This window comes from Roseovarius sp. CAU 1744 (assembly GCF_039839345.1).
Classification (GTDB): Bacteria; Pseudomonadota; Alphaproteobacteria; order Rhodobacterales; family Rhodobacteraceae; genus Roseovarius.
Genome location: NZ_JBDOQV010000002.1, coordinates 193,640 through 212,472, shown reverse-complemented (window position 1 = coordinate 212,472; position 18,833 = coordinate 193,640). Strand labels below are relative to the sequence as shown.

Genomic DNA, 18,833 nt, shown 5'->3' with positions numbered 1-18,833 from the left:
GTTTTGCCGGCGCGGGTTTCTTTTTGCCCTGTGGTTCGGCGTCAGAGGCCAAGCGCCTCCCGAACGGCATCAAGCGCCGCTTTCAGCGCGTCGGGATTGTCCTGTGCGGCTTTGAGCGATTGCTCGAGAACGGTTTTCTGAACGTCACCGATGTCGGAATTCGCGATCATCTCACTGACCTTTTCCATGTTGAAGTTTTCAACGGTCAGCGCCTCCTCGGCACTTTCGGTGGCATCTGTTGCAGCGTCCGCAGTTTCGCCGGCGGCGTCTGTCCCGGCATCGGTTGCCTCGGTGGCGGCGTCAGCGGCATCGCCGGCCGGCTCCGCGGTCGCGGCTTCGGCGCCGGCTTCTTCGGCAGCGGCAGCCTCTTCAGCCTCCTGGGCGGCGGTCTCTGCCGCTTCCTCGGCCGCGTTCTGAGCTGCCTCCGCGGCTTCGTTGACCTCATCCATGGCGCTGTCGACGGCCTCTGCGGCGTCGCCGGCGGCGTCGGCTGCGGCATCGGCCGCGCCTTCGGTTACGTCAGTCGCGGTCGCCGCACCCTCTTCAGCCAGGTTCGCCGCACCCTCTGTTGCGTCGTCAACCGCATCCGAAACGGCCTCACCGGCAGATTCAGCCGCCTCGGTCGCGGTATCGGCGGCCTCTTGCGCCGTATCGGCCGCGGCATCTGCTGCTTCACCCACCGCATCGGCCGCCCCTTCCGCCGCTTCGCCGACCGCATCCGCGGCATTATCCAGCGCTTCGGGCGCGTCGACACCTTCGCTGACAGAATCGGTGATCTCTTCGACGGACTTGCCGGTAAACAACATGTATCCACCAACCAGAACGACCGCCGCAACAATGATCCAAAGAAGATTTCTCATCAATGTTCCCCTTTATTTTCAGGCCTTTCGCAAAAGTGCAGGCCGCATGTAACGTGTCACATCAGATGCAGGCCAAAAAGGAAAGGCGCAAGGGGGAAACTGGCCGATTTCGGCTCAGATCAGCCTATTTATACGCTTGAAACGCCGTGCAGGCAGGGATAGTTTGCAGCTTCATAACCAATGCTATCGAAGGATCAAAACCATAGCTCGCAGACCCCACAACGCGCCGCCCACGCGCGACACCGGCCCCCGCGTCAATGAAAACATCCGTGCCGCCGAAATCCGCCTGATCGGCGCCGACGGCGAAAATGCCGGAGTGGTGTCACCCGAGCAAGCCCTTGATATGGCAGAAGAAGCCGGGCTCGACCTGGTCGAAATCTCGCCCAATGCCAATCCGCCGGTCGCCAAGATCATGGATTACGGCAAATACAAATACGAACAGCAAAAGCGTGAATCCGAGGCCCGCAAGAAACAGAAGGTCATCGAGGTCAAAGAGGTCAAGTTCCGGCCCAATACCGACACGCATGACTATGACGTCAAGATGCGCAACGTCACCAAGTTCCTTGAAAACGGCGACAAGGTGAAGATCACCCTGCGTTTCCGGGGCCGCGAAATGGCGCACCAGGAACTGGGACGCGACCTGCTGGAACGCGTCGCCGAGGACACCAAGGAAATCGGCAAGGTCGAAAACATGCCCAAGATGGAAGGGCGCCAGATGATCATGGTGATCGGACCCGTCAAGCACTGACCTTTCGTTGACCGAATCCGCGCCGGCCGCCAAGAGCCTTAGATCGTTGAAATCTCTGCATTGCCTCCGGTTTCGCGGAGCATTGATTGCGGCGCCAATGGTGCCGATCCGACCATTCCGACCGGCAATGAACCGCCGAGTGTCATCCGGCATGGACTGGCCGTTTCCGAATGGGATATTACATTACACACGCGACCGAAGGAGTGTGATTGATGCGTAATCTCGTAATGACGGCCCTCGCCGCGACCATGCTGTTCGCGCTGCCTGCAAGCGACGCGCTGGCCGGTAACGCCGGCAAGCACTGCCCGCCCGGGCTGGCAAAGAAGCATAACGGCTGCAATCCTCCCGGGCAGGTCAAGCACCGGTATCGCGTGGGCGACCGCATCAACGATAATTTCATCCGTATCCGGCGGCCCGGCCGCTATGGCCTGGACCCGTACGAGAGCTATTACCGCGTGGGTGACTACGTTTACCGGGTTGATCGTGAAACCCGCGAAATACTGGACCTGGTCGGCGCGATTGCGGCGGTGCTGGACTAAACCCGGACTGCAGAGCACAGATCCCGAGCGTGCCGGTCTACCGGGCCTGTGCTATTCCGCGGCCACCTTGCGATCGGCCAGCATGTCCTTCAGATAGCGGCCCGTATGGCTTTCGGGCACTTCTGCAACCGACTCGGGCGTGCCCGTGGCCACGATCCGGCCGCCGCCGTCGCCACCTTCGGGACCGATGTCGATGATCCAGTCGGCCGTTTTGACAACGTCCAGATTATGCTCGATCACGATCACCGTGTTGCCGGTTTCCACAAGCTCGTGAAGCACTTGCAGCAGTTTCTTGACGTCCTCGAAATGCAGGCCGGTGGTTGGTTCGTCAAGAATATAGAGCGTACGCCCGGTAGAGCGTTTCGCCAGTTCCTTTGATAGTTTCACCCGCTGCGCCTCGCCGCCCGACAGGGTCGTCGCCTGCTGGCCCACCTTGATGTAACCCAGACCGACCCGGGCCAGCGCATCCATCTTCTCGCGAATGGACGGGACCGCCTTGAAAAACTCCTGCGCGTCCTCGACCGTCATGTCCAGCACATCGGCAATGGATTTGCCCTTGAACCGGATCTCCAGAGTCTCGCGGTTGTAGCGCTTGCCCTGGCAGGTCTCGCAGGTGACGTAGACATCCGGCAGGAAGTGCATCTCGATCTTGATCAGGCCATCACCCTGGCACGCCTCGCACCGGCCGCCCTTGACGTTGAAGCTGAACCGCCCGGGCTTGTAGCCACGCGCCTTGGCCTCGGGCAGCCCGGCGAACCAGTCGCGGATCGGCGTAAAGGCCCCGGTATAGGTGGCGGGGTTGGACCGCGGCGTGCGCCCGATCGGGCGCTGGTCGATGTCGATCACCTTGTCGAGATGTTCAAGCCCCTTGATCGTCTCGCAGGGCGCCGGGGTTTGCCGCGCGCCGTTCAGGCGCATCGAGGCGGTCTTGAACAGGGTTTCGATCGTCAGCGTGGACTTTCCACCGCCGGAAACCCCGGTGACGCAGACAAATTTGCCCAGAGGAAACTCCGCGTCGACAGCCTTAAGATTGTTCCCTGTCGCCTTGACAACCTTGAGTTTCTTACCGTTTCCCTTTCGCCGGTCATCGGAAAACTCGATCTTGCGCTGACCGGACAGGTACTGCCCGGTGATCGACGCCGGGTCGGCGGCGATATGATCGGGCGTGCCGTGGCTGACCACCCGCCCGCCATGCACACCGGCGCCGGGCCCGATATCAAACACGTAATCGGCGGTGCGGATCGCCTCTTCGTCATGTTCGACGACGATCACCGTGTTGCCCTGATCGCGCAGGTTCTTCAGGGTTTCCAGCAGGCGGCCATTGTCACGCTGATGCAGCCCGATCGAGGGTTCGTCCAGCACGTAGAGAACGCCGGTCAGGCCCGAGCCGATCTGGCTGGCCAAACGGATCCGCTGGCTTTCACCACCGGAAAGCGTCCCGGCATTGCGCGACAGGGTCAGGTACTCAAGGCCGACATTGTTCAGGAAGCCCAGCCTTTCGCGGATTTCCTTGAGGATGGCATGGGCGATCTCGTTCTTCTGCTTGCTCAGATGTTCCGGCACGGTCTGGCACCAGTCGAAGGCCTCGCGGATCGACATCTGCACGACCTCGCCCACATGCAGCGCCGCGATCTTCACCGCCAGCGCCTCTTCGCGCAGACGGAACCCGCCACAGGCACCGCAGGGGCGATTATTCTGATAACGCTCGAACTCCTCGCGAATCCAGTTGCTGTCGGTCTCGCGATAGCGGCGCTCCATGTTCGGGATCACACCTTCGAACACGCGCGAGACCTGATAGACGCGACCACCCTCGTCATAGCGGAACTGGATTTCTTCGTCGCCCGAGCCATAGAGGAATACCTGCTGGATATGCGCGGGCAGATCCTTCCAGCGGGTGTTCTTGTCGAATTCGTAGTGTTTCGCGATCGCCTCGATCGTCTGCAGAAAATAGGGCGATTTGCCCTTGCGCCAGGGCGCCAGCGCGCCATCGTAGATCTTCAGGTTCTGGTCCGGAACGACAAGGCGTTCGTCGAAAAACAGCTCGGCCCCCAGCCCGTCGCATTCCGGGCAGGCGCCGAACGGCGCGTTGAAGGAAAACAGCCGCGGCTCGATCTCGGGGATGGTGAAGCCGCTGACCGGGCAGGCAAAATTCTCGCTGAAGGTCACGCGCTCGGGCTCACCCTCCTTGGGCGCGGTTTCAAGCACGGCAATGCCGTCGGCCAGGTCAAGTGCGGTGCGGAAACTGTCGGCCAGCCGGGTTTCCAGGCCCGGTTTGACGACGATCCTGTCCACGACAACGTCGATGTTATGGCGGAATTTCTTGTCAAGCGTCGGTGGTTCATCCAGGTCATGAAACTCACCATCGACCTTGATCCGCTGGAAGCCCTGCTTGCGCAGTTCCAGGAATTCCTTGCGGTATTCGCCCTTGCGGTCGCGCACGATGGGGGCAAGCAGATAGGCGCGCAGCCCCTCTTCCATCGCCATCACGCGATCGACCATATCCTGCACCTGCTGCGCCTCGATCGGCTTGCCGGTGGTCGGGGAATAGGGCGTGCCCGCGCGGGCAAACAACAGCCGCAGATAATCGTAGATCTCCGTCACCGTGCCGACGGTCGAACGCGGGTTCTTGGAGGTGGTCTTCTGCTCGATGGAAATGGCCGGGGAAAGCCCGCTGATATGGTCTACGTCCGGCTTTTCCATCATGTTCAGGAACTGGCGTGCATAGGCGCTGAGGCTTTCGACATAGCGCCGCTGCCCTTCGGCATAGATCGTGTCGAACGCCAGGCTGGATTTGCCCGAGCCGGAAAGCCCGGTGATCACCACCAGTTCGTCGCGCGGGATGTCCACGTCGATCGACGCCAGGTTATGCTCGCGCGCGCCGCGCACCTCGATTTTCTTGAGATCGGCCATCTGCCCCCCCCGGTATCGGTGGGTTAGAGATAGTTGAGAGTGCTGATACTTCCAAGTCAAAAAAGCGAACAATGCGTGAACATGCGAAGTTTGGCGCAAGAAATGCCTGCGCTCTATGCAATGATGAAAGGTCCTGTCAGCAGGGGCCGTATCCAACCGGTCTCAGAAATGCAGGCTGAGCCCTGCGCGAAAGACGACGTTCTGCGACCCGTTCGCCGTGGGCGTTGCGCCGATGACCCGGGTATCCGCCGGGGCGTCGACGAAATAGGCCTCAACCCGGCCCGTGACATTTTCCCCCAAGAAACGTTCAGCGCCCGCGCCCATCATCAATCCGGGCTCGAAATCCGTTGACGATCCGACGCCCGTCAGCGTTGTCTGCTGTTCGGTCCAGGCCACGCCGAGCGTACCGAATACCAGCGTGTCGCCCGTCGCCACGCCCGCCCGAAACCGCAGCGAGGTCATCATGTCTTCTTCGAAATGGCCGCCCGGAAAATCATCGCTGATATCGGCGAAGGACAGGTCCGCCTCGGCGCCCAGAACGGAATTGCCGCGTTGCCAGTTATATCCGACTTGCAGGCCGCCAACCATGCCGCGCCCCTCTCCGGATGCGCCGGGGGCCAGTCCCGACGGCCCGGAGAAATCCGCCACAGCACCCCCCAGATGAAGCCCCACATAAGGACCGCGCCACCCTTCGGCCAGAACCGGAGACGCCATCAGCAGCAGGATGACAAGAACCCACTTCATTGCTTGTGCCGACATTGGCTCCTCCAGACGGAATCGATCAGCGTTGACCGAACTCCAGAATGACCGAAACAGGTAAAATATTGGTTTCCAGTATCTTAATCCGTCGGCCATCCCGGCAGGTGTCCACAGAACACGGGCAGTAGGGCGAAATTAAGACAAACCCCGCGGGCCAGAGCGGACACCGCGGGGTCAAAGAGGAAATAGCACGGGCCGGCGGCTGTACCGGCCGCGGAAATCTAGATGTGGATCACCTGGCCATAGGCATCCAGCACACTTTCATGCATCATTTCCGACAGGGTCGGGTGTGGGAAGACCGTGTTCATCAGATCTTCTTCGGTGGTCTCCAGCTGGCGGCCCACGATATAACCCTGGATCAGTTCGGTCACCTCGGCCCCGACCATGTGGGCGCCCAGAAGCTCTCCGGTTTTCTTGTCGAATACGGTCTTGATCATCCCCTCGGGTTCGCCAAGCGCAATCGCCTTGCCGTTGCCGATGAAGGGGAAACGGCCGACCTTGATGTCATAGCCCGCCTCCTTGGCCTTGGCTTCGGTCAGGCCGACCGAGGCCACCTGCGGATGGCAATAGGTGCAGCCTGCGATGCTGTCGGGCTTGACCGGATGGGCGTGCTTGCCCGCCACCAGATCGGCCACCATGACCCCCTCGTGGCTGGCCTTGTGCGCCAGCCAGGGCGCCCCGGCGATGTCGCCAATCGCGTATAGACCGTCAACCCCGGTGCGGCAGAACTCATCGGTGACCACATGGGTGCGGTCGACCTTGACGCCCAGATCCTCCAGCCCCAGCCCCTCGACATTGCCGACGATGCCGACCGCGGAAATCACCGTGTCGAATTCGTGTTTCTCGGTCTTGCCGCCGGTTTCGATATGCGCCGTCACCTTGCCCTTGGCGCGGTCAAGCTTGGTGACCGTCGCCTTCTGCATGATCTTCATACCCTGCTTTTCGAACGCCTTCTTGGCAAAGGCGCTGATCTCGGCATCCTCGACCGGCAGCACCCGGTCCATCACCTCGACCACCGTGGTATCGGCCCCCAGCGTGTTGTAGAAACTGGCGAATTCGATCCCGATCGCGCCCGAACCGATCACCAGCAGTTTCTTGGGCATCCGTGGCGGCAACAGGGCGTGCTTGTATGTCCAGACCAGATCGCCATCGGCCTCGAGCCCCGGCAGTTCGCGGGCGCGCGCACCGGTGGCCAGAACGATGTTCTTGGCGGTCAGTTCCTCGGTGCCCTTCTCTGTCTTGACGCTGACCTTGCCCTTGCCGGTCAGGGTCGCCTCGCCCATCAGCGCCGTCACCTTGTTCTTCTTCAGCAGGTGGCCGACGCCGCCATTGAGCTGCTTGGCCACCGCCCGCGAGCGTTTCACCACGGCGTCCAGATCGTAATCGATCCCGTCGGCCTTCAGGCCGAATTCCTTGGCGCGGTGCATCAGGTGAAACACTTCGGACGACCGCAGCAGCGCCTTGGTCGGAATGCAGCCCCAGTTCAGGCAGATACCACCCATGTGTTCGCGCTCGACAATCGCGACGTTCAACCCGTTCTGCGCCCCGCGAATGGCCGAAACATAGCCGCCGGGACCCGCCCCGATTACAATCATGTCAAAAGATTTGGACACCGCTGAACCCTCCGGTTATCTGAAATTAGTTTGACATTAAACTATCCCTACAACCGCAGCAACGCGGCAATTCGCGTGGCCCTGATGCCGGGGGCGGAACCGTATCAGAAATCAGCGGATCAGCGGTTTTCCGCAGAGACCGTCATGGCACAGGAACCTCCCCTTGGCCGCCGCGTTCCCTCCTCATGATCGAGAACGCCTTTCCAGTGATGAAACGGCGCTTCTCGAATATAGACAGAAGGAGAAAACCATGACCCGTTACAAAGACACTGTAAGTTCGCTGGCACTTGTCGCCGCATTGCTCGTGGCGCCGATGACAGCCTATGCCACCAGCGAGGAAACGAGCGTCGAAGGCAGTGCCACGGCACAGTCTGACGCCAACGCAGAGGCGGAAACCACCGCGGAAGGCGGCGCCAACATCGAGACCGAAACCACCATGGAAGGTGAAGCTGCCGTGGAAGGTGACACCAACAAGGAAGCCGAAACCACCATGGAGGGCGAAGTTGCCGTGGAGGGCGATTCTGCCACGGTCAAGGCAGAGCCTGCCGGCGATGTCGACGGAACGATCATGATGCAGGGTGAGAACACCGTTCTCGCGGCCGATCTGATCGGTTCGACCGTCTATAACATGAACGACGAGTCGATCGGTGACATCAACGACATTATCGTCACGTTCGACGGCCAGGTCGAGGGTGTCGTGATCGGCGTTGGCGGTTTCCTGGGGATGGGGGAAAAGAAAGTTGCCATCGAACTGTCCGCGATCGAGCTACAATCAAACGAAGGCGCGAACCCGAGATTGTATCTGGACACGACAGCCGAGGAGCTGGAGGCGGCCGAAGAATTTGTGACCGCGCGCGAGCGACTGCAGCTTGAACAGCTTCAAGAGGCCCAGGAACAGGCCGAACAAGGCACCTCGAACTAACCGACAGGTTTTAGCAGACCAGGAACGGCGGCCGAAAGGTCGCCGTTTTTGCGTTGCTGGCGGAACCGGAACCGCCGGTCAGGCGGCGTCATCCGCCTGCAGGTCGCGCACCGTCATGCCATAGCCGCCCTCGTCGATATAGGCGCGCTCGGCTGCGGTGCATTCGCGGTCCAATGCCTCGTTCCGATACGGGAAGCGGCCGAACATGCGGATAACCTCACGATGCGCGCGGGCATGCAACAGGTTTCCGGGGCCGGTCTTGGGCATCCGCTCGCAGATCAGCCGGATGCAGCGATCCTGATCGCAGAGGTTTTCCGAATGCATCATCGGCAGGTAAAAGAACTGCCGTGCCGGTTCGTCGATCCGCATGTCCCATTTGCGGTGAATCGCCGCCTTGGCCGCCGCCGAAGCATGGCGGTCGGTGGCAAAGGCGCGTTCATCATCGCGGAACATGTTCCGGGGAAACTGATCCATGAGAATGATATAGGCCAGCGTTCCAGAGGGATATGTCAGCCAAAGACCATAGCGGCCTTCGCGTGCCTCGTGCCAGGCTTCTTCGAAACGGTCCCGGATTTTCTGGTCCAGTTCGGGTGAGGTTTCGTACCAACCCGCCGGTCCCACATCATCCAACCAAAAACTCAATACGTCGTCCGGGGTGACCATAGGTGTCTCCTTGGGTGTCCTATGATTTACGTTTTTACGTTACCTAACTGTTACCAAACCGGGTAGTAAAGAAATGCTACGGGGCGACATATGGAGGTGAGTGTTACACTTATGCCTCTGGTCGATCTGCCCCGGACGCGGCCTCCGCTTCTGCCTCGGCCTCGGCCGCCTCGATGTCATATTCCTGGGCAAAGGCCACCGCCATCGGCGAGGCAGAGGGCGCGACCCAGGTATAGCTGTCGGTATCCTCGACAGATGGCGCGGCGCGCTGTGTCATCCGATATGCCGCATAGGCGGCCATGGTGAACATCAACAGCCCGATGAACAGGAAATACCCGTGCGCGCCGATGGCGCCCATCATCCACGCGGTGACGAGCGGCCCCGCGACCGCGCCCAGCCCGTTGATGAACACCATCCCGCCGGCCGCGGCGGCCATGTCATCCTGTTCAAGGAAATCGTTGGTATAGGCGATCAGCAGCGAATAGAGCGGGTTCGATGTGCCCCCGATCAGGAACGCGCCCAGCAACAGCATCGAGAAATAGCCGCCCAGCACCATGGCGATGAACGCCCCGGCCCCGGTCACCAACGCCGCCCCCATGATCAACACCCGCCGGTCCATCCGGTCGGACAGATAACCAAGCGGATACTGCACCACCAGCGCGCCGATATAGAACGTGGCCACAAAGGTCGAAATCTGGCCAACGCTCAACCCGGCCTCTGCGCCATAGACCGCGGCCATGCCGAACTGGGCCGAAAACACCCCGCCCAGCAGCAACATCCCGACACAGCCCAGCGGGGAAATGCGCATGATCTCACGCAGGCTCATGGGTTTGGTCGTGTCATAGGCCGGTGTCGGGCTGACCGACAGCAGGATCGGCGCAAAGGACACGGACACGCAAACCGAGGCGATGATGAACAGAACGTAGCCCGAGGCATCCGCCATCACCATGATGCCCTGCGCCGACACGATCCCCAGCATCTGCATGATCATGTAAAGCGACAGCGCCTGGCCACGGGTTTCATTCGACGAAGAGTTGTTGAGCCAGCTTTCCGCCGTCACGTAAACACCCGAGAAACAGAACCCGATCAGGATGCGCCCCAGCATCCAGACCCAGGGGTTGGTCATCGCAGGGTAGAGGATCAGCACCGCCGAGATCAACGATCCGAGCGCCGCGAACACCCGAACATGGCCCACGCGGTGAATCAGTTCCGGCGCCATCTTGGAACCAAAGAGAAAGCCCGCGAAATAGCCTGACATGACCAGCGACATCGAAAAGGTCGAAAACCCCTCGATCTCGCCCCGGACGCCAAGCAACGTGCCCTGAAGGCCATTGCCCACCTGCAACAACATCATGCCAAACAGAAGGGCCCAAGCGCTGGACAGCACCTTTATCATGAAAAAGCTCCTGATTTCCCAATCATCCTAGTCATCGGCGCTATCCTATCACCTACCGGGAACGACTCAGTCCGTGTCGCTTTTCGCCCCCGTGACAGTGTTTTGTTCCGGGATCAATAACGAAGCGTCGCCATAGGAAAAAAACCGGTACTCGCGCGCCACGGCATGGGCGTAAACCTGCCGGATGACATCCTGCCCCATCAGCGCCGAGACCAGCATCATCAGCGTAGACCGCGGCAAGTGGAAATTTGTCATCAAGGCATCCGTGACCCGGAACCCGAACCCCGGATAAATGAAAATGTCAGTCTCACCCTCCCACGGGGCGATCTGCCCGGTGGCTGCGGCGGCGCTTTCGATCAGGCGCAGCGCGGTGGTGCCCACCGGGATCACCCGGTTCCCGGCAGCGCGGGTTGCTGCGATCTCGTCCGCCGCCTGCGCACTGACCTGCCCCCATTCGGCATGCATCTTGTGGGTGGTCACATCCTCCACCTTCACCGGCAGGAAGGTGCCCGCCCCGACATGCAGGGTGACATGCGAAAACGCGACGCCCCTGCGGCGCAGCGCGTGCAGCAATGGCTGATCGAAATGCAGCGATGCCGTGGGCGCGGCCACGGCGCCCGAATTGCGCGCAAAGACGGTCTGGTAATCGGTCTTGTCCTGCTCATCCGCCGCCCGCCTGGCCGCGATATAGGGCGGCAGCGGCATGGCGCCGGCCTCGGCCAGCGCCGCGTCGAAATCATCCCCCGTCAGATTGAAGTGCAGCAGCGCCTGCCCGTTCCGCCTGCCGACAAGTTCCGCCGAAAGCGACTCTGAAAAGACGATCACCTCGCCCTCGCGGATTTTCTTCAGCGGTTTGACCAGCGCGCTCCAGCTGCCGTCGCTACCGGGTTCCAGCAGCGTCGCCTCGATCCGCGCGGCGGTCTTTCCGGCCTCGCCCGAGCGGTGGCGCAACCCGCTGAGTCGCGCAGGGATCACCTTGGTGTCGTTCAGCACGAGCCGGTCACCGGGCCTGAGCCAGCCCGGCAGATCACCCACATGGGCATCGGTGATCCCCTCACCCTCGGCCACCAGCAGGCGCGCGGCACTGCGGGGTCTGACCGGGCGTGTGGCGATCAGGCTCTCTGGCAGGTCGAAATCGAAATCGCTGAGCTTCATGGATTGATCCTAACGATCGCGGCCGCTGTCGCCGGGTTGGTTCCTTGGGGGCGCGCGCTCCGGCGTGATAGCCGGGTTGGCCTCCTGCCCTGCAACCGGCGGCGCCTCGTCACGTTCGATCCGTGGCGGATCGCGCCGAAAAAGCTCCCGGAACATGCCGGGCGTCAGCGCGGATAACGGATTGACCGACACCCTCGGCTGCGCCGCCGGCCCCTTGATCGTGTAGGTAAAGCCAAACAACCCCTCGCCCCGGCGGGTGAAGATGCCGCCAAGCGCATTGACCAGATAGACCGGTGAAAACACCCCCTGCATATCCATCTGCTTGCTGGCCATGTAATAATACCCATCCATCGAGATCCCCAGTGACGCCCCCGTGGCGCTGCCTTCGATCAGGGCGACGCGGTCCGGACTGAGGTGAAACCGCGCATCGACCCGGTTGAAATGCAGCCCGTCGCTCTGCAGCTGTTCAAGGATGCCGATCACGCTGACGGCGTTCAGAAGCGCCGCCATCGACGGGATGTCCCGAATCCGGAAATCGTCAATCCCCAGTTGGCCGTCATAGCTGCCCTTTTCCGGGGCCGGGGTCAGGACCAGGTCCATCTTGCCGTCACGCGCATTCTGCAGCAGCCCCGCGGAAACCATGACCGCACCGGCATTCTCGGACTGGATGCGAAAGGCGCTGCGCCCCCCCTGCGGCACGACCCGGCCAGTGATCAGCGCACCGCCATTGATCTTGCCGGTAAACGTGCCATCGGTGCCGCGCGACGTGTCCAGCTGGGCGCGCATGTCCCACAGCGCGATACCGTCGGAAATCTGCAAGCGGTCCAGCGCCAGCGTTACCGGTCCCCCGCCGCCTGCGCTCCTCCCGGCCTGTTCGCCGAACGTCGTATGACGCATGTCGATCCGTCCGCCACGCACCTGAACCGCCGGCGCCACGCCGGCCCCGCGTCCGATCAGGTCGACCGGCGCGTCCAGCCAGCGCCCCAGCCTGACCCGCGAAAACGAGGCCCGCTCCAATGCGCCGCTGTCATAAAGGTTGACCGACCCTTCCGCACTCAACCCGCCCGCATCCAGGCTGACGGTTTCGATCCGGGGCGGGGTGCCCAGTTGCCCGGCCACGATCAGCGCGCCGGTCGTTGCCTGCGGCAAAGACCAGTCGAGCTGTCTGAGCGCCAGGCCAACCCCCGCCAGGTCGGATGACAGGGAAAACCGGCCCGGGGTGTTGCGCGCCATCTCGATCGTGATGTCGGCCTGGCCCGCGCCCGAGATGGCGCCGGGCGGCAGGCCGATCCGAAACGCATCCGCGAACCGTTCCGAAAGCTCGATCTGCCCTGTAAAACGGCTGGTACCGTCCCCGTCGCTGCCCAGTCCCGCCTGCCATTCACCGCTGAAGGGTACGTTGCTGATCTGGCCCGATCCGCCGATCCTGAGATCGTCGTTATTGGCGCGAACCCTCAGCCTGTTCGAGGTGATGACCCTGCCCTGCGCCAGCTTCTCGCTGCGGACCGCGGTCAGGTCCCCGGTCACGTCGAACGACACGTCGGAGGTCTTGAGACCCTTCGCCAGCAACAGCTCCAGCAGGCCGGACAGTTCTGCCCGGCCATCGGCCAGCGTGACCGGCTGCTCTGCCTTTGTCATGATCCGGAACGGCTCTTCGTCCAGCAGGGACAGGGCCGCCGTTATGGTACTGGAGGTGCGCAGCCGCACCTGCGCCGGCGGAGGGTTTGAGCGCACGTCGGTGACGATGAAACTGGTGCCCGACACGTCGATCCTGCCACCTTGCGGGGCATCAACATGACCACTGTCGGCGGTAATGACGAACCGGTTGTCAATCAGCGAGGCACGGCCCTTCGCCCCGATGATCGGCGGCAGCTTCTTCATGAACCGGGTTGTCAGCCCCTCGAAATCGAACCCCAGGAAATAGTCCAGACCGTTCTCGGGATGCAGCCGCAGCGCCACCTGGATGTTGCGCAAATCGGCCTCGGCGACGTTCTCGTCGATCCATGTCCGTGTGCCGCGCGCCAGCATGGGCGGCCAGAGCGCTACCAGCCGGTCCGGCGCCAGCGCATCCAGCTGCCCGTCCAGCGCAACGTCCCAGCCTGCGGCGGCGGCCCTGGCACGGCCGCTCGCAACGAACGTATTGCCCCGATCGGTCAGCGTCAGCTGGCCAAGCGACAGCAGGAACGGCTCGATCTGCAGGCGCACATCCATACTGGCCCCTTCCAGTTCGATCGGCTCCGGGTAGGTGCCGTTCGGGTTGGCACTGATCTGCGTCAGCTGCATCCGCCCCTGGATCTCGCGCGGGAACCCGTTTTCGATGCCCACCAGGCTGGCCCGACCCGACGCGCTGGCGCTGACCCAGTTGCTGATCACCGAAAGCTCGTCGAACTGCATGACCTGCCGGGCCGGATCATAGGTGAAATAGCTGCGGGCCGAGGTAAACGCGATCGGATCGGTGGCATCGGTCGGCTGCAGCACCCCTTCACCGATCTGAAGCGTCGCATTCAGGGGGCCAAGCGCGCCCTGCCCGTCGACGCTAAGCCGGAGCGCGCCCGAGATGGGCGCATCGAGCGCGCCCAGCCAGGACAGAGCCGGCGATTGCCCGGCAATGTCGTCCGTCGCCATGTCCTCGAAGCTCAGCCCGAGTTCGGCGGCGGTATCGCCGATGCGGCCGGCATAGTTCGCCGCAAGCGTGGTGGCCGTGTCGCGCCCGCCCAACAGGGCAAAATCGCCACGAATGGTCAGATCGTCGTCGTCACGGGTCAGCTCGATACGCCCGCCATCCACCGTCCAGGCCCGCTTCGCCCGCAGATCTTCGTATTGCACGGTCAGGTTTTCCGCGCTGATCTGTCTCAGCGCCTGGAAATTGGGCCGCATCAGCAGCGTGTCCAGGTCGTCGATCAACTCGGCGATGTTGGCGGCCCGGTCCACGGTCGATCCCGTTTCCCCCAGCGAGAAGTCAAAACTGCCGTCAGCCGCGCGGCGCAGGACCACGCGCGCCCCCGACAACTGGATAGAGGCCGGTTGCAGCCGCCCCTGAATCAGCGGCCTCAGCGCCACGGTCCCGGCGATGTCCGACAGGTTGAGCAATGGCGTGCCGCCCGAATCGTTCACCTGCAGGTCGCGCAGCAGCAGCCGGGGCTTCCACCCCTCCTGCATGACAAACGCGGCGCCACCCACCTCGACATTGATATCCGACTGCTGGGCATTGATCCGCTCGACCAGCCGCGAGCGCACCCATTCCGGCGCGGCGATCTGCGTCCCCACCAGCGATAACGCGTAGATTCCACCGACAAACAGCAATACACCAAACACCAGCACCAGCCGCGCCAGCAGGCGGCGCTTGCGCCCCTTGGGTTTATTCTGGTCGTTCTTGTCGCTCATCTTTGCTGGGTCACCGGACACTGCCGGACGTTACTGCCTCTTGGCTTTATTCTTGCCGCTTGCGGCCTAATATGAAACTCACTTTTTTGCACGCCAAAAGGAGAGATCATGCCCGACCCCCAAGACACCGCCCCGGATTTCACCCTGCCCCGCGATGGGGGCGGTGATATCAGCCTTTCGGCGCTCCGTCCCGGCAAGGTGGTTTTGTTCTTCTACCCGCGCGATGATACGCCGGGCTGTACCAAGGAGGCGATAGCCTTTACCGGCCTGGCGGATGATTTTGCCGCCGCCGGCGTGACCGTGCTGGGCATTTCCAAGGACAGTGTCGCCAAGCATGACAGGTTCCGCGACAAACACGCCCTGGGCGTGGCGCTTCTGTCAGATGCCGAGGCGGATGTGTGCGCGCAATACGGCGTCTGGAAGGAAAAGAGCATGTACGGCAAGAAATTCATGGGGATCGAACGCTCGACCTTCCTGATCGACGGTGACGGGCGGATCGCGCAGGTTTGGCGCAAGGTCAAGGTGCCCGGCCATGCCGAGGCGGTGCTGGAAGCAGCGCAAAACCTATGAACGCCGAGACGCTGAGCGAGATGGCCGTGGAGGTGCTGACCACCGCCGATGGCCGCGCCAAGACCGCGCTGTCGCGCGCCCATGCGGCGACCTGGTTCGCCGCACGGCAGGCGGGCACGGAGATTCCCGTCGGGACCGCCCAGCCACCCCTGCGCCCCGCGCGCCCCGATCGCCCCGCGCTTCTGGACCCGCGCGATGTTCCCCGGCGCCGCCCCGGCAGCGAAAAGGGGCGCATCGCCATTCTGCACGCCGTTGCCCATATCGAGCTGAACGCCGTCGACCTGCACTGGGACATCATCGCGCGTTTCGCCGATGTCAAAATGCCGCCCGGATATTACGACGACTGGGTACGGGCGGCCGATGAGGAATCGAAACATTTCAACCTGATATGCGACTGTCTTGAAGCACTTGGCAGCCATTACGGCGCGCTTCCGGCCCATGCGGGTATGTGGCGTGCCGCCGAGGATACGGCGCAGGATTTCATGGGCCGGCTGGCGGTGGTGCCAATGGTGCTGGAGGCGCGAGGCCTGGACGTGACGCCGGGCATGATCGAGATATTCGAGCGCGCCGGCGACGAAAAATCGGTGGCCGCGATGAAAGTGATCTATGCCGAGGAGGTGGGCCACGTCGCCTATGGCTCGAAATGGTTTCATTTCCTGTGCGGGCGGCATGACATCGACCCCAGGGATGCTTTTCACGATCTGGTCCGGCGGTATTTTCACGGCCCGCTCAAACCGCCCTTCAACGAAGAGAAGCGCGCCGAGGCCGGGTTGCCGCCGGATTTCTACTGGCCGCTGGCGGCGTCTTCTTCCGTCAGGGACTGACCGACGCTGACGGAACACCGATACGGCAACAGCCACAACTGTCGGTTGCGGCCAGCACTTTTACCGCGAAACACGGGGGCCGTACGGTCAGAGTGTCGCACCCAACTCATTGCTTATCGGCGATATTTTGCCGCCGGGGCAACAAACGGCCCAATTATCGTCTAGCATCGGTCAAAATTCTTGCCCATCCGGAATGCTGTGGTTAAGCAATTCGCCAAGGCGCACAGACTACCAAGGATCGCGCCGCCAGAGGGTTGGGACACTAAATAGGGACGGTATCTTTGCGGACAAGGATCGCGATAAAATTCCACGCGCTGCTCGAGCGCCATTTCCCGGAACGCCGGGTCTTTCTCCGCTCGGACACAGACACCAGGTTCATCCGCCTCCGCCCCGAATCCCAACTGCTTGCCTTTGCCGGCGCCACGGCCATCGTATCCTGGGCAATCATCGCCACGGCGATCCTGCTGATGGACAGCATCGGCTCGGGCAATTTCCGCGAACAGGCCAAACGCGATCAGCGCACCTACGAGGCCCGGCTGAACGCCCTGTCGTCGGAGCGCGACAAACGCGCCGAAGAGGCGCTTGCCGCGCAGGAACGGTTCAACTCGGCGCTGGCCCAGATCTCTGTCATGCAATCCGAGCTGCTCGCCTCGGAGATCCGGCGCACCGAACTGGAAACCGGGATCGACGTGATCCAGTCCACCCTGCGCCGCACGATGAAAGAGCGCGAAGCCGCCCGCCAGGAGGCGATGCAACTGGCCGAGGCAATGAGCGATGAAACGGTCAATGAAACCAAAGACGGCGCCCTGGACGACGATGGCAGCGGCGCGCTGAATTTCCTGACCGCCGCTCTCGAAGAGACTGCGCAGGAGCGTGACAAGATCATCGCCGATGCGCAGGATGCGCTGATCGAGGCCGACCGGATGGCCGAAGAAATCGCGCTGATGAAGGACAAGAACGACCAGATTTTCCGCCAGTTGGAAGAGGCGATGACAATCTCGGTTGAACCGCTGGACAAGATGTTCAGGGCCGCCGGCATGGATACGGACAACCTGCTGGCGCAGGTGCGGCGCGGCTATTCGGGCCAGGGCGGGCCACTGACGCCGCTGACATTCTCGACCCGGGGCGAGGAGCTGTCGCCCGACACGTTACGCGCGAACCGGCTGCTGAAGCATATGGATGATCTCAACCTCTACCGGATCGCCGCACAAAAGGCGCCCTTCGCGATTCCGGTCAAGGATGCGTTCCGCTTTACCTCGGGTTTCGGGATGCGGTGGGGCCGGATGCACAAGGGCACGGATTTTGCCGCCTCGCACGGCACGCCGATCTATGCCACCGCCGATGGCGTCGTGACCCACGCGACCTGGCAGTCGGGCTATGGCCTGATGGTCAAGATCCAGCACGAGTTCGGGATCGAGACCCGTTATGCCCATAACTCCAAGATCTACGTGAAAAAGGGGCAAAGGGTCTCGCGCGGCGACAAGATTGCTGCTATGGGGAACACTGGACGTTCCACTGGCACGCATCTACACTACGAAATCCGTGTCGGCGGCAAGGCCGTCAACCCCATGATCTATATCAAGGCTGCAAGAGATGTTTTCTAAGAGCAAAATCAACGAACCCGGCGCCAAGGCTGACGAAGCCAGTAAACCCGCGGCACCGGAGCGCAAGCCCGACACCTTCAAGTCCGAAGCCCCATCGGGTGGCGACTACAAGGCCAGCACACCCAAGGCGAAACCGCCTGCGTCTGTCCTGTCGACCGATCTGCACATGACCGGCAACATCAAGACCACCGGCGACGTTCAGGTCGAAGGCACGGTCGAGGGTGACATCCGCGCCCATCTGCTGACCATCGGCGAAGGCGCCACGATCAAAGGCGAGGTGATCGCCGATGACGTTGTCATCAACGGCCGCATCGTGGGCCGTGTGCGCGGCCTCAAGGTCCGCCTGACCTCGACCGCGCGTGTCGAAGGCGACATCATCCACAAGACGATCGCCATCGAATCCGGCGCCCATTTCGAAGGTTCCGTACAACGTCAGGATGATCCGCTGAACGCCAAATCCGGTGCCCCGGCCGCGAAGCCGCAACAACAGCACGCCGCGAGCGCACCGCAAAAGGGCTGACCCCCGCCGATCCCGAAACCAGAAGGCGCCCTGCCCCGCAGTGGCGCCTTTTTGCTGCCTGCTCCAGGGTTGGGGAATGTCACCAGGGTCCCGTTTTATCAGAGCGCCCAACGCTTGCGGCGCAGACGATGTTGTGATTGGCGGATACGGAATTTTCGAAAATTCCGTATGGGAAAATTGCAATTTTCCCTCCCGGTTTCTTCGAAGAAACCGGTTCCCGCATCAGCCATCCGGGTGGCAGAGAAGGGCTGACGCCCGTCGTTCGGGCACAGCCACCAGCCTGCGAAATCACCATTACGCTTGTCTTCCACACAGATCGCCGGGCGAAATATCTGATTGGCCAATTGTCTCCGGCGTGTTGCCCCG

Annotated in this window: 16 protein-coding genes; 7 read left to right on the top strand and 9 right to left on the bottom strand. The window is 62.2% G+C overall.

The window, feature by feature from the left end; translation table 11 throughout:
• Nucleotides 1–41 precede the first annotated feature (41 nt).
• On the bottom strand, nt 42–860 hold the full coding sequence (locus tag AAFO92_RS04935) for a translation initiation factor 3 (protein ID WP_347533545.1): 819 nt from the start codon (nt 858–860) through the stop codon (nt 42–44).
• Between the two features lie 202 nt (nt 861–1,062).
• Between AAFO92_RS04935 and infC the strand changes: the two genes are divergently transcribed.
• A complete protein-coding gene (gene infC, locus AAFO92_RS04930) occupies nt 1,063–1,608 on the top strand; it encodes a translation initiation factor IF-3 (protein WP_347533869.1) in 546 nt (181 codons plus the stop codon).
• A gap of 212 nt (nt 1,609–1,820) precedes the next feature.
• Entirely contained in the window at nt 1,821–2,147 is a 327-nt protein-coding gene (locus AAFO92_RS04925) for an excinuclease ABC subunit A (protein ID WP_347533544.1), read from the top strand.
• A 51-nt stretch (nt 2,148–2,198) separates the two neighbouring features.
• Here the strand turns inward: AAFO92_RS04925 and uvrA are convergent, their stop codons facing one another.
• The 3 genes from uvrA to lpdA all read right to left on the bottom strand — a co-directional run bounded on the left by uvrA (nt 2,199) and on the right by lpdA (nt 7,411).
• Nucleotides 2,199–5,057, bottom strand: coding sequence for an excinuclease ABC subunit UvrA (gene uvrA / locus AAFO92_RS04920; RefSeq protein ID WP_347533543.1), 2,859 nt, complete (start codon nt 5,055–5,057; stop codon nt 2,199–2,201).
• Between the two features lie 162 nt (nt 5,058–5,219).
• Nucleotides 5,220–5,816, bottom strand: coding sequence for an outer membrane beta-barrel protein (locus tag AAFO92_RS04915; protein ID WP_347533542.1), 597 nt, complete (start codon nt 5,814–5,816; stop codon nt 5,220–5,222).
• A 221-nt stretch (nt 5,817–6,037) separates the two neighbouring features.
• The gene (gene lpdA, locus AAFO92_RS04910; protein ID WP_347533867.1) at nt 6,038–7,411 is read right to left on the bottom strand and encodes a dihydrolipoyl dehydrogenase; all 1,374 of its coding nucleotides are present in this window, start codon (nt 7,409–7,411) and stop codon (nt 6,038–6,040) included.
• A 268-nt stretch (nt 7,412–7,679) separates the two neighbouring features.
• Between lpdA and AAFO92_RS04905 the strand changes: the two genes are divergently transcribed.
• Nucleotides 7,680–8,351: a PRC-barrel domain-containing protein gene (locus tag AAFO92_RS04905; RefSeq protein ID WP_347533541.1), complete on the top strand. Its 672-nt coding sequence runs from the start codon at nt 7,680–7,682 to the stop codon at nt 8,349–8,351.
• A gap of 78 nt (nt 8,352–8,429) precedes the next feature.
• On the opposite strand, the gene AAFO92_RS04900 is transcribed toward AAFO92_RS04905, so the two are convergent.
• From AAFO92_RS04900 to AAFO92_RS04885, 4 genes are all read right to left on the bottom strand, one after another.
• Nucleotides 8,430–9,014, bottom strand: coding sequence for a DUF924 family protein (locus tag AAFO92_RS04900; protein WP_347533540.1), 585 nt, complete (start codon nt 9,012–9,014; stop codon nt 8,430–8,432).
• 109 nt (nt 9,015–9,123) lie between these two features.
• Entirely contained in the window at nt 9,124–10,410 is a 1,287-nt protein-coding gene (locus AAFO92_RS04895; protein ID WP_347533539.1) for an MFS transporter, read from the bottom strand.
• Between the two features lie 66 nt (nt 10,411–10,476).
• A complete protein-coding gene (gene queA / locus AAFO92_RS04890; RefSeq protein WP_347533538.1) occupies nt 10,477–11,565 on the bottom strand; it encodes a tRNA preQ1(34) S-adenosylmethionine ribosyltransferase-isomerase QueA in 1,089 nt (362 codons plus the stop codon).
• Nucleotides 11,566–11,574: 9 nt separating this feature from the next.
• Nucleotides 11,575–14,949 carry an AsmA-like C-terminal region-containing protein gene (locus tag AAFO92_RS04885; protein ID WP_347533537.1) on the bottom strand — a complete coding sequence of 1,125 codons (3,375 nt, stop codon included), beginning with the start codon at nt 14,947–14,949 and terminating at the stop codon, nt 11,575–11,577.
• Nucleotides 14,950–15,057: 108 nt separating this feature from the next.
• Between AAFO92_RS04885 and bcp the strand changes: the two genes are divergently transcribed.
• The 4 genes from bcp to AAFO92_RS04865 all read left to right on the top strand — a co-directional run bounded on the left by bcp (nt 15,058) and on the right by AAFO92_RS04865 (nt 18,467).
• A complete protein-coding gene (bcp, locus tag AAFO92_RS04880; RefSeq protein ID WP_347533536.1) occupies nt 15,058–15,519 on the top strand; it encodes a thioredoxin-dependent thiol peroxidase in 462 nt (153 codons plus the stop codon).
• A complete protein-coding gene (locus tag AAFO92_RS04875; RefSeq protein ID WP_347533535.1) occupies nt 15,516–16,343 on the top strand; it encodes a ferritin-like domain-containing protein in 828 nt (275 codons plus the stop codon). Before bcp ends, AAFO92_RS04875 begins: the two co-directional genes overlap by 4 nt.
• 281 nt (nt 16,344–16,624) lie before the next feature.
• The gene (locus tag AAFO92_RS04870; RefSeq protein ID WP_347533534.1) at nt 16,625–17,947 is read left to right on the top strand and encodes a M23 family metallopeptidase; all 1,323 of its coding nucleotides are present in this window, start codon (nt 16,625–16,627) and stop codon (nt 17,945–17,947) included.
• The gene (locus tag AAFO92_RS04865) at nt 17,937–18,467 is read left to right on the top strand and encodes a polymer-forming cytoskeletal protein (RefSeq protein ID WP_347533533.1); all 531 of its coding nucleotides are present in this window, start codon (nt 17,937–17,939) and stop codon (nt 18,465–18,467) included. The genes AAFO92_RS04870 and AAFO92_RS04865 overlap by 11 nt, the downstream gene beginning before the upstream one ends.
• Nucleotides 18,468–18,565: 98 nt before the next feature.
• On the opposite strand, the gene AAFO92_RS04860 is transcribed toward AAFO92_RS04865, so the two are convergent.
• The gene (locus AAFO92_RS04860) at nt 18,566–18,811 is read right to left on the bottom strand and encodes a hypothetical protein (protein ID WP_347533532.1); all 246 of its coding nucleotides are present in this window, start codon (nt 18,809–18,811) and stop codon (nt 18,566–18,568) included.
• Nucleotides 18,812–18,833: the final 22 nt, after the last annotated feature.

Coding starts and splice junctions, on each gene's coding strand:
- AAFO92_RS04895 (WP_347533539.1), bottom strand. CDS start 10,410: ATGATAAAGGTGCTGTCCAGCGCTTGGGCCCTTCTGTTTGGCATGATG.
- AAFO92_RS04935 (WP_347533545.1), bottom strand. CDS start 860: ATGAGAAATCTTCTTTGGATCATTGTTGCGGCGGTCGTTCTGGTTGGT.
- AAFO92_RS04885 (WP_347533537.1), bottom strand. CDS start 14,949: ATGAGCGACAAGAACGACCAGAATAAACCCAAGGGGCGCAAGCGCCGC.
- queA (WP_347533538.1), bottom strand. CDS start 11,565: ATGAAGCTCAGCGATTTCGATTTCGACCTGCCAGAGAGCCTGATCGCC.
- lpdA (WP_347533867.1), bottom strand. CDS start 7,411: ATGATTGTAATCGGGGCGGGTCCCGGCGGCTATGTTTCGGCCATTCGC.
- AAFO92_RS04925 (WP_347533544.1), top strand. CDS start 1,821: ATGCGTAATCTCGTAATGACGGCCCTCGCCGCGACCATGCTGTTCGCG.
- AAFO92_RS04900 (WP_347533540.1), bottom strand. CDS start 9,014: ATGGTCACCCCGGACGACGTATTGAGTTTTTGGTTGGATGATGTGGGA.
- AAFO92_RS04875 (WP_347533535.1), top strand. CDS start 15,516: ATGAACGCCGAGACGCTGAGCGAGATGGCCGTGGAGGTGCTGACCACC.
- bcp (WP_347533536.1), top strand. CDS start 15,058: ATGCCCGACCCCCAAGACACCGCCCCGGATTTCACCCTGCCCCGCGAT.
- AAFO92_RS04915 (WP_347533542.1), bottom strand. CDS start 5,816: ATGTCGGCACAAGCAATGAAGTGGGTTCTTGTCATCCTGCTGCTGATG.
- uvrA (WP_347533543.1), bottom strand. CDS start 5,057: ATGGCCGATCTCAAGAAAATCGAGGTGCGCGGCGCGCGCGAGCATAAC.
- AAFO92_RS04905 (WP_347533541.1), top strand. CDS start 7,680: ATGACCCGTTACAAAGACACTGTAAGTTCGCTGGCACTTGTCGCCGCA.
- AAFO92_RS04865 (WP_347533533.1), top strand. CDS start 17,937: ATGTTTTCTAAGAGCAAAATCAACGAACCCGGCGCCAAGGCTGACGAA.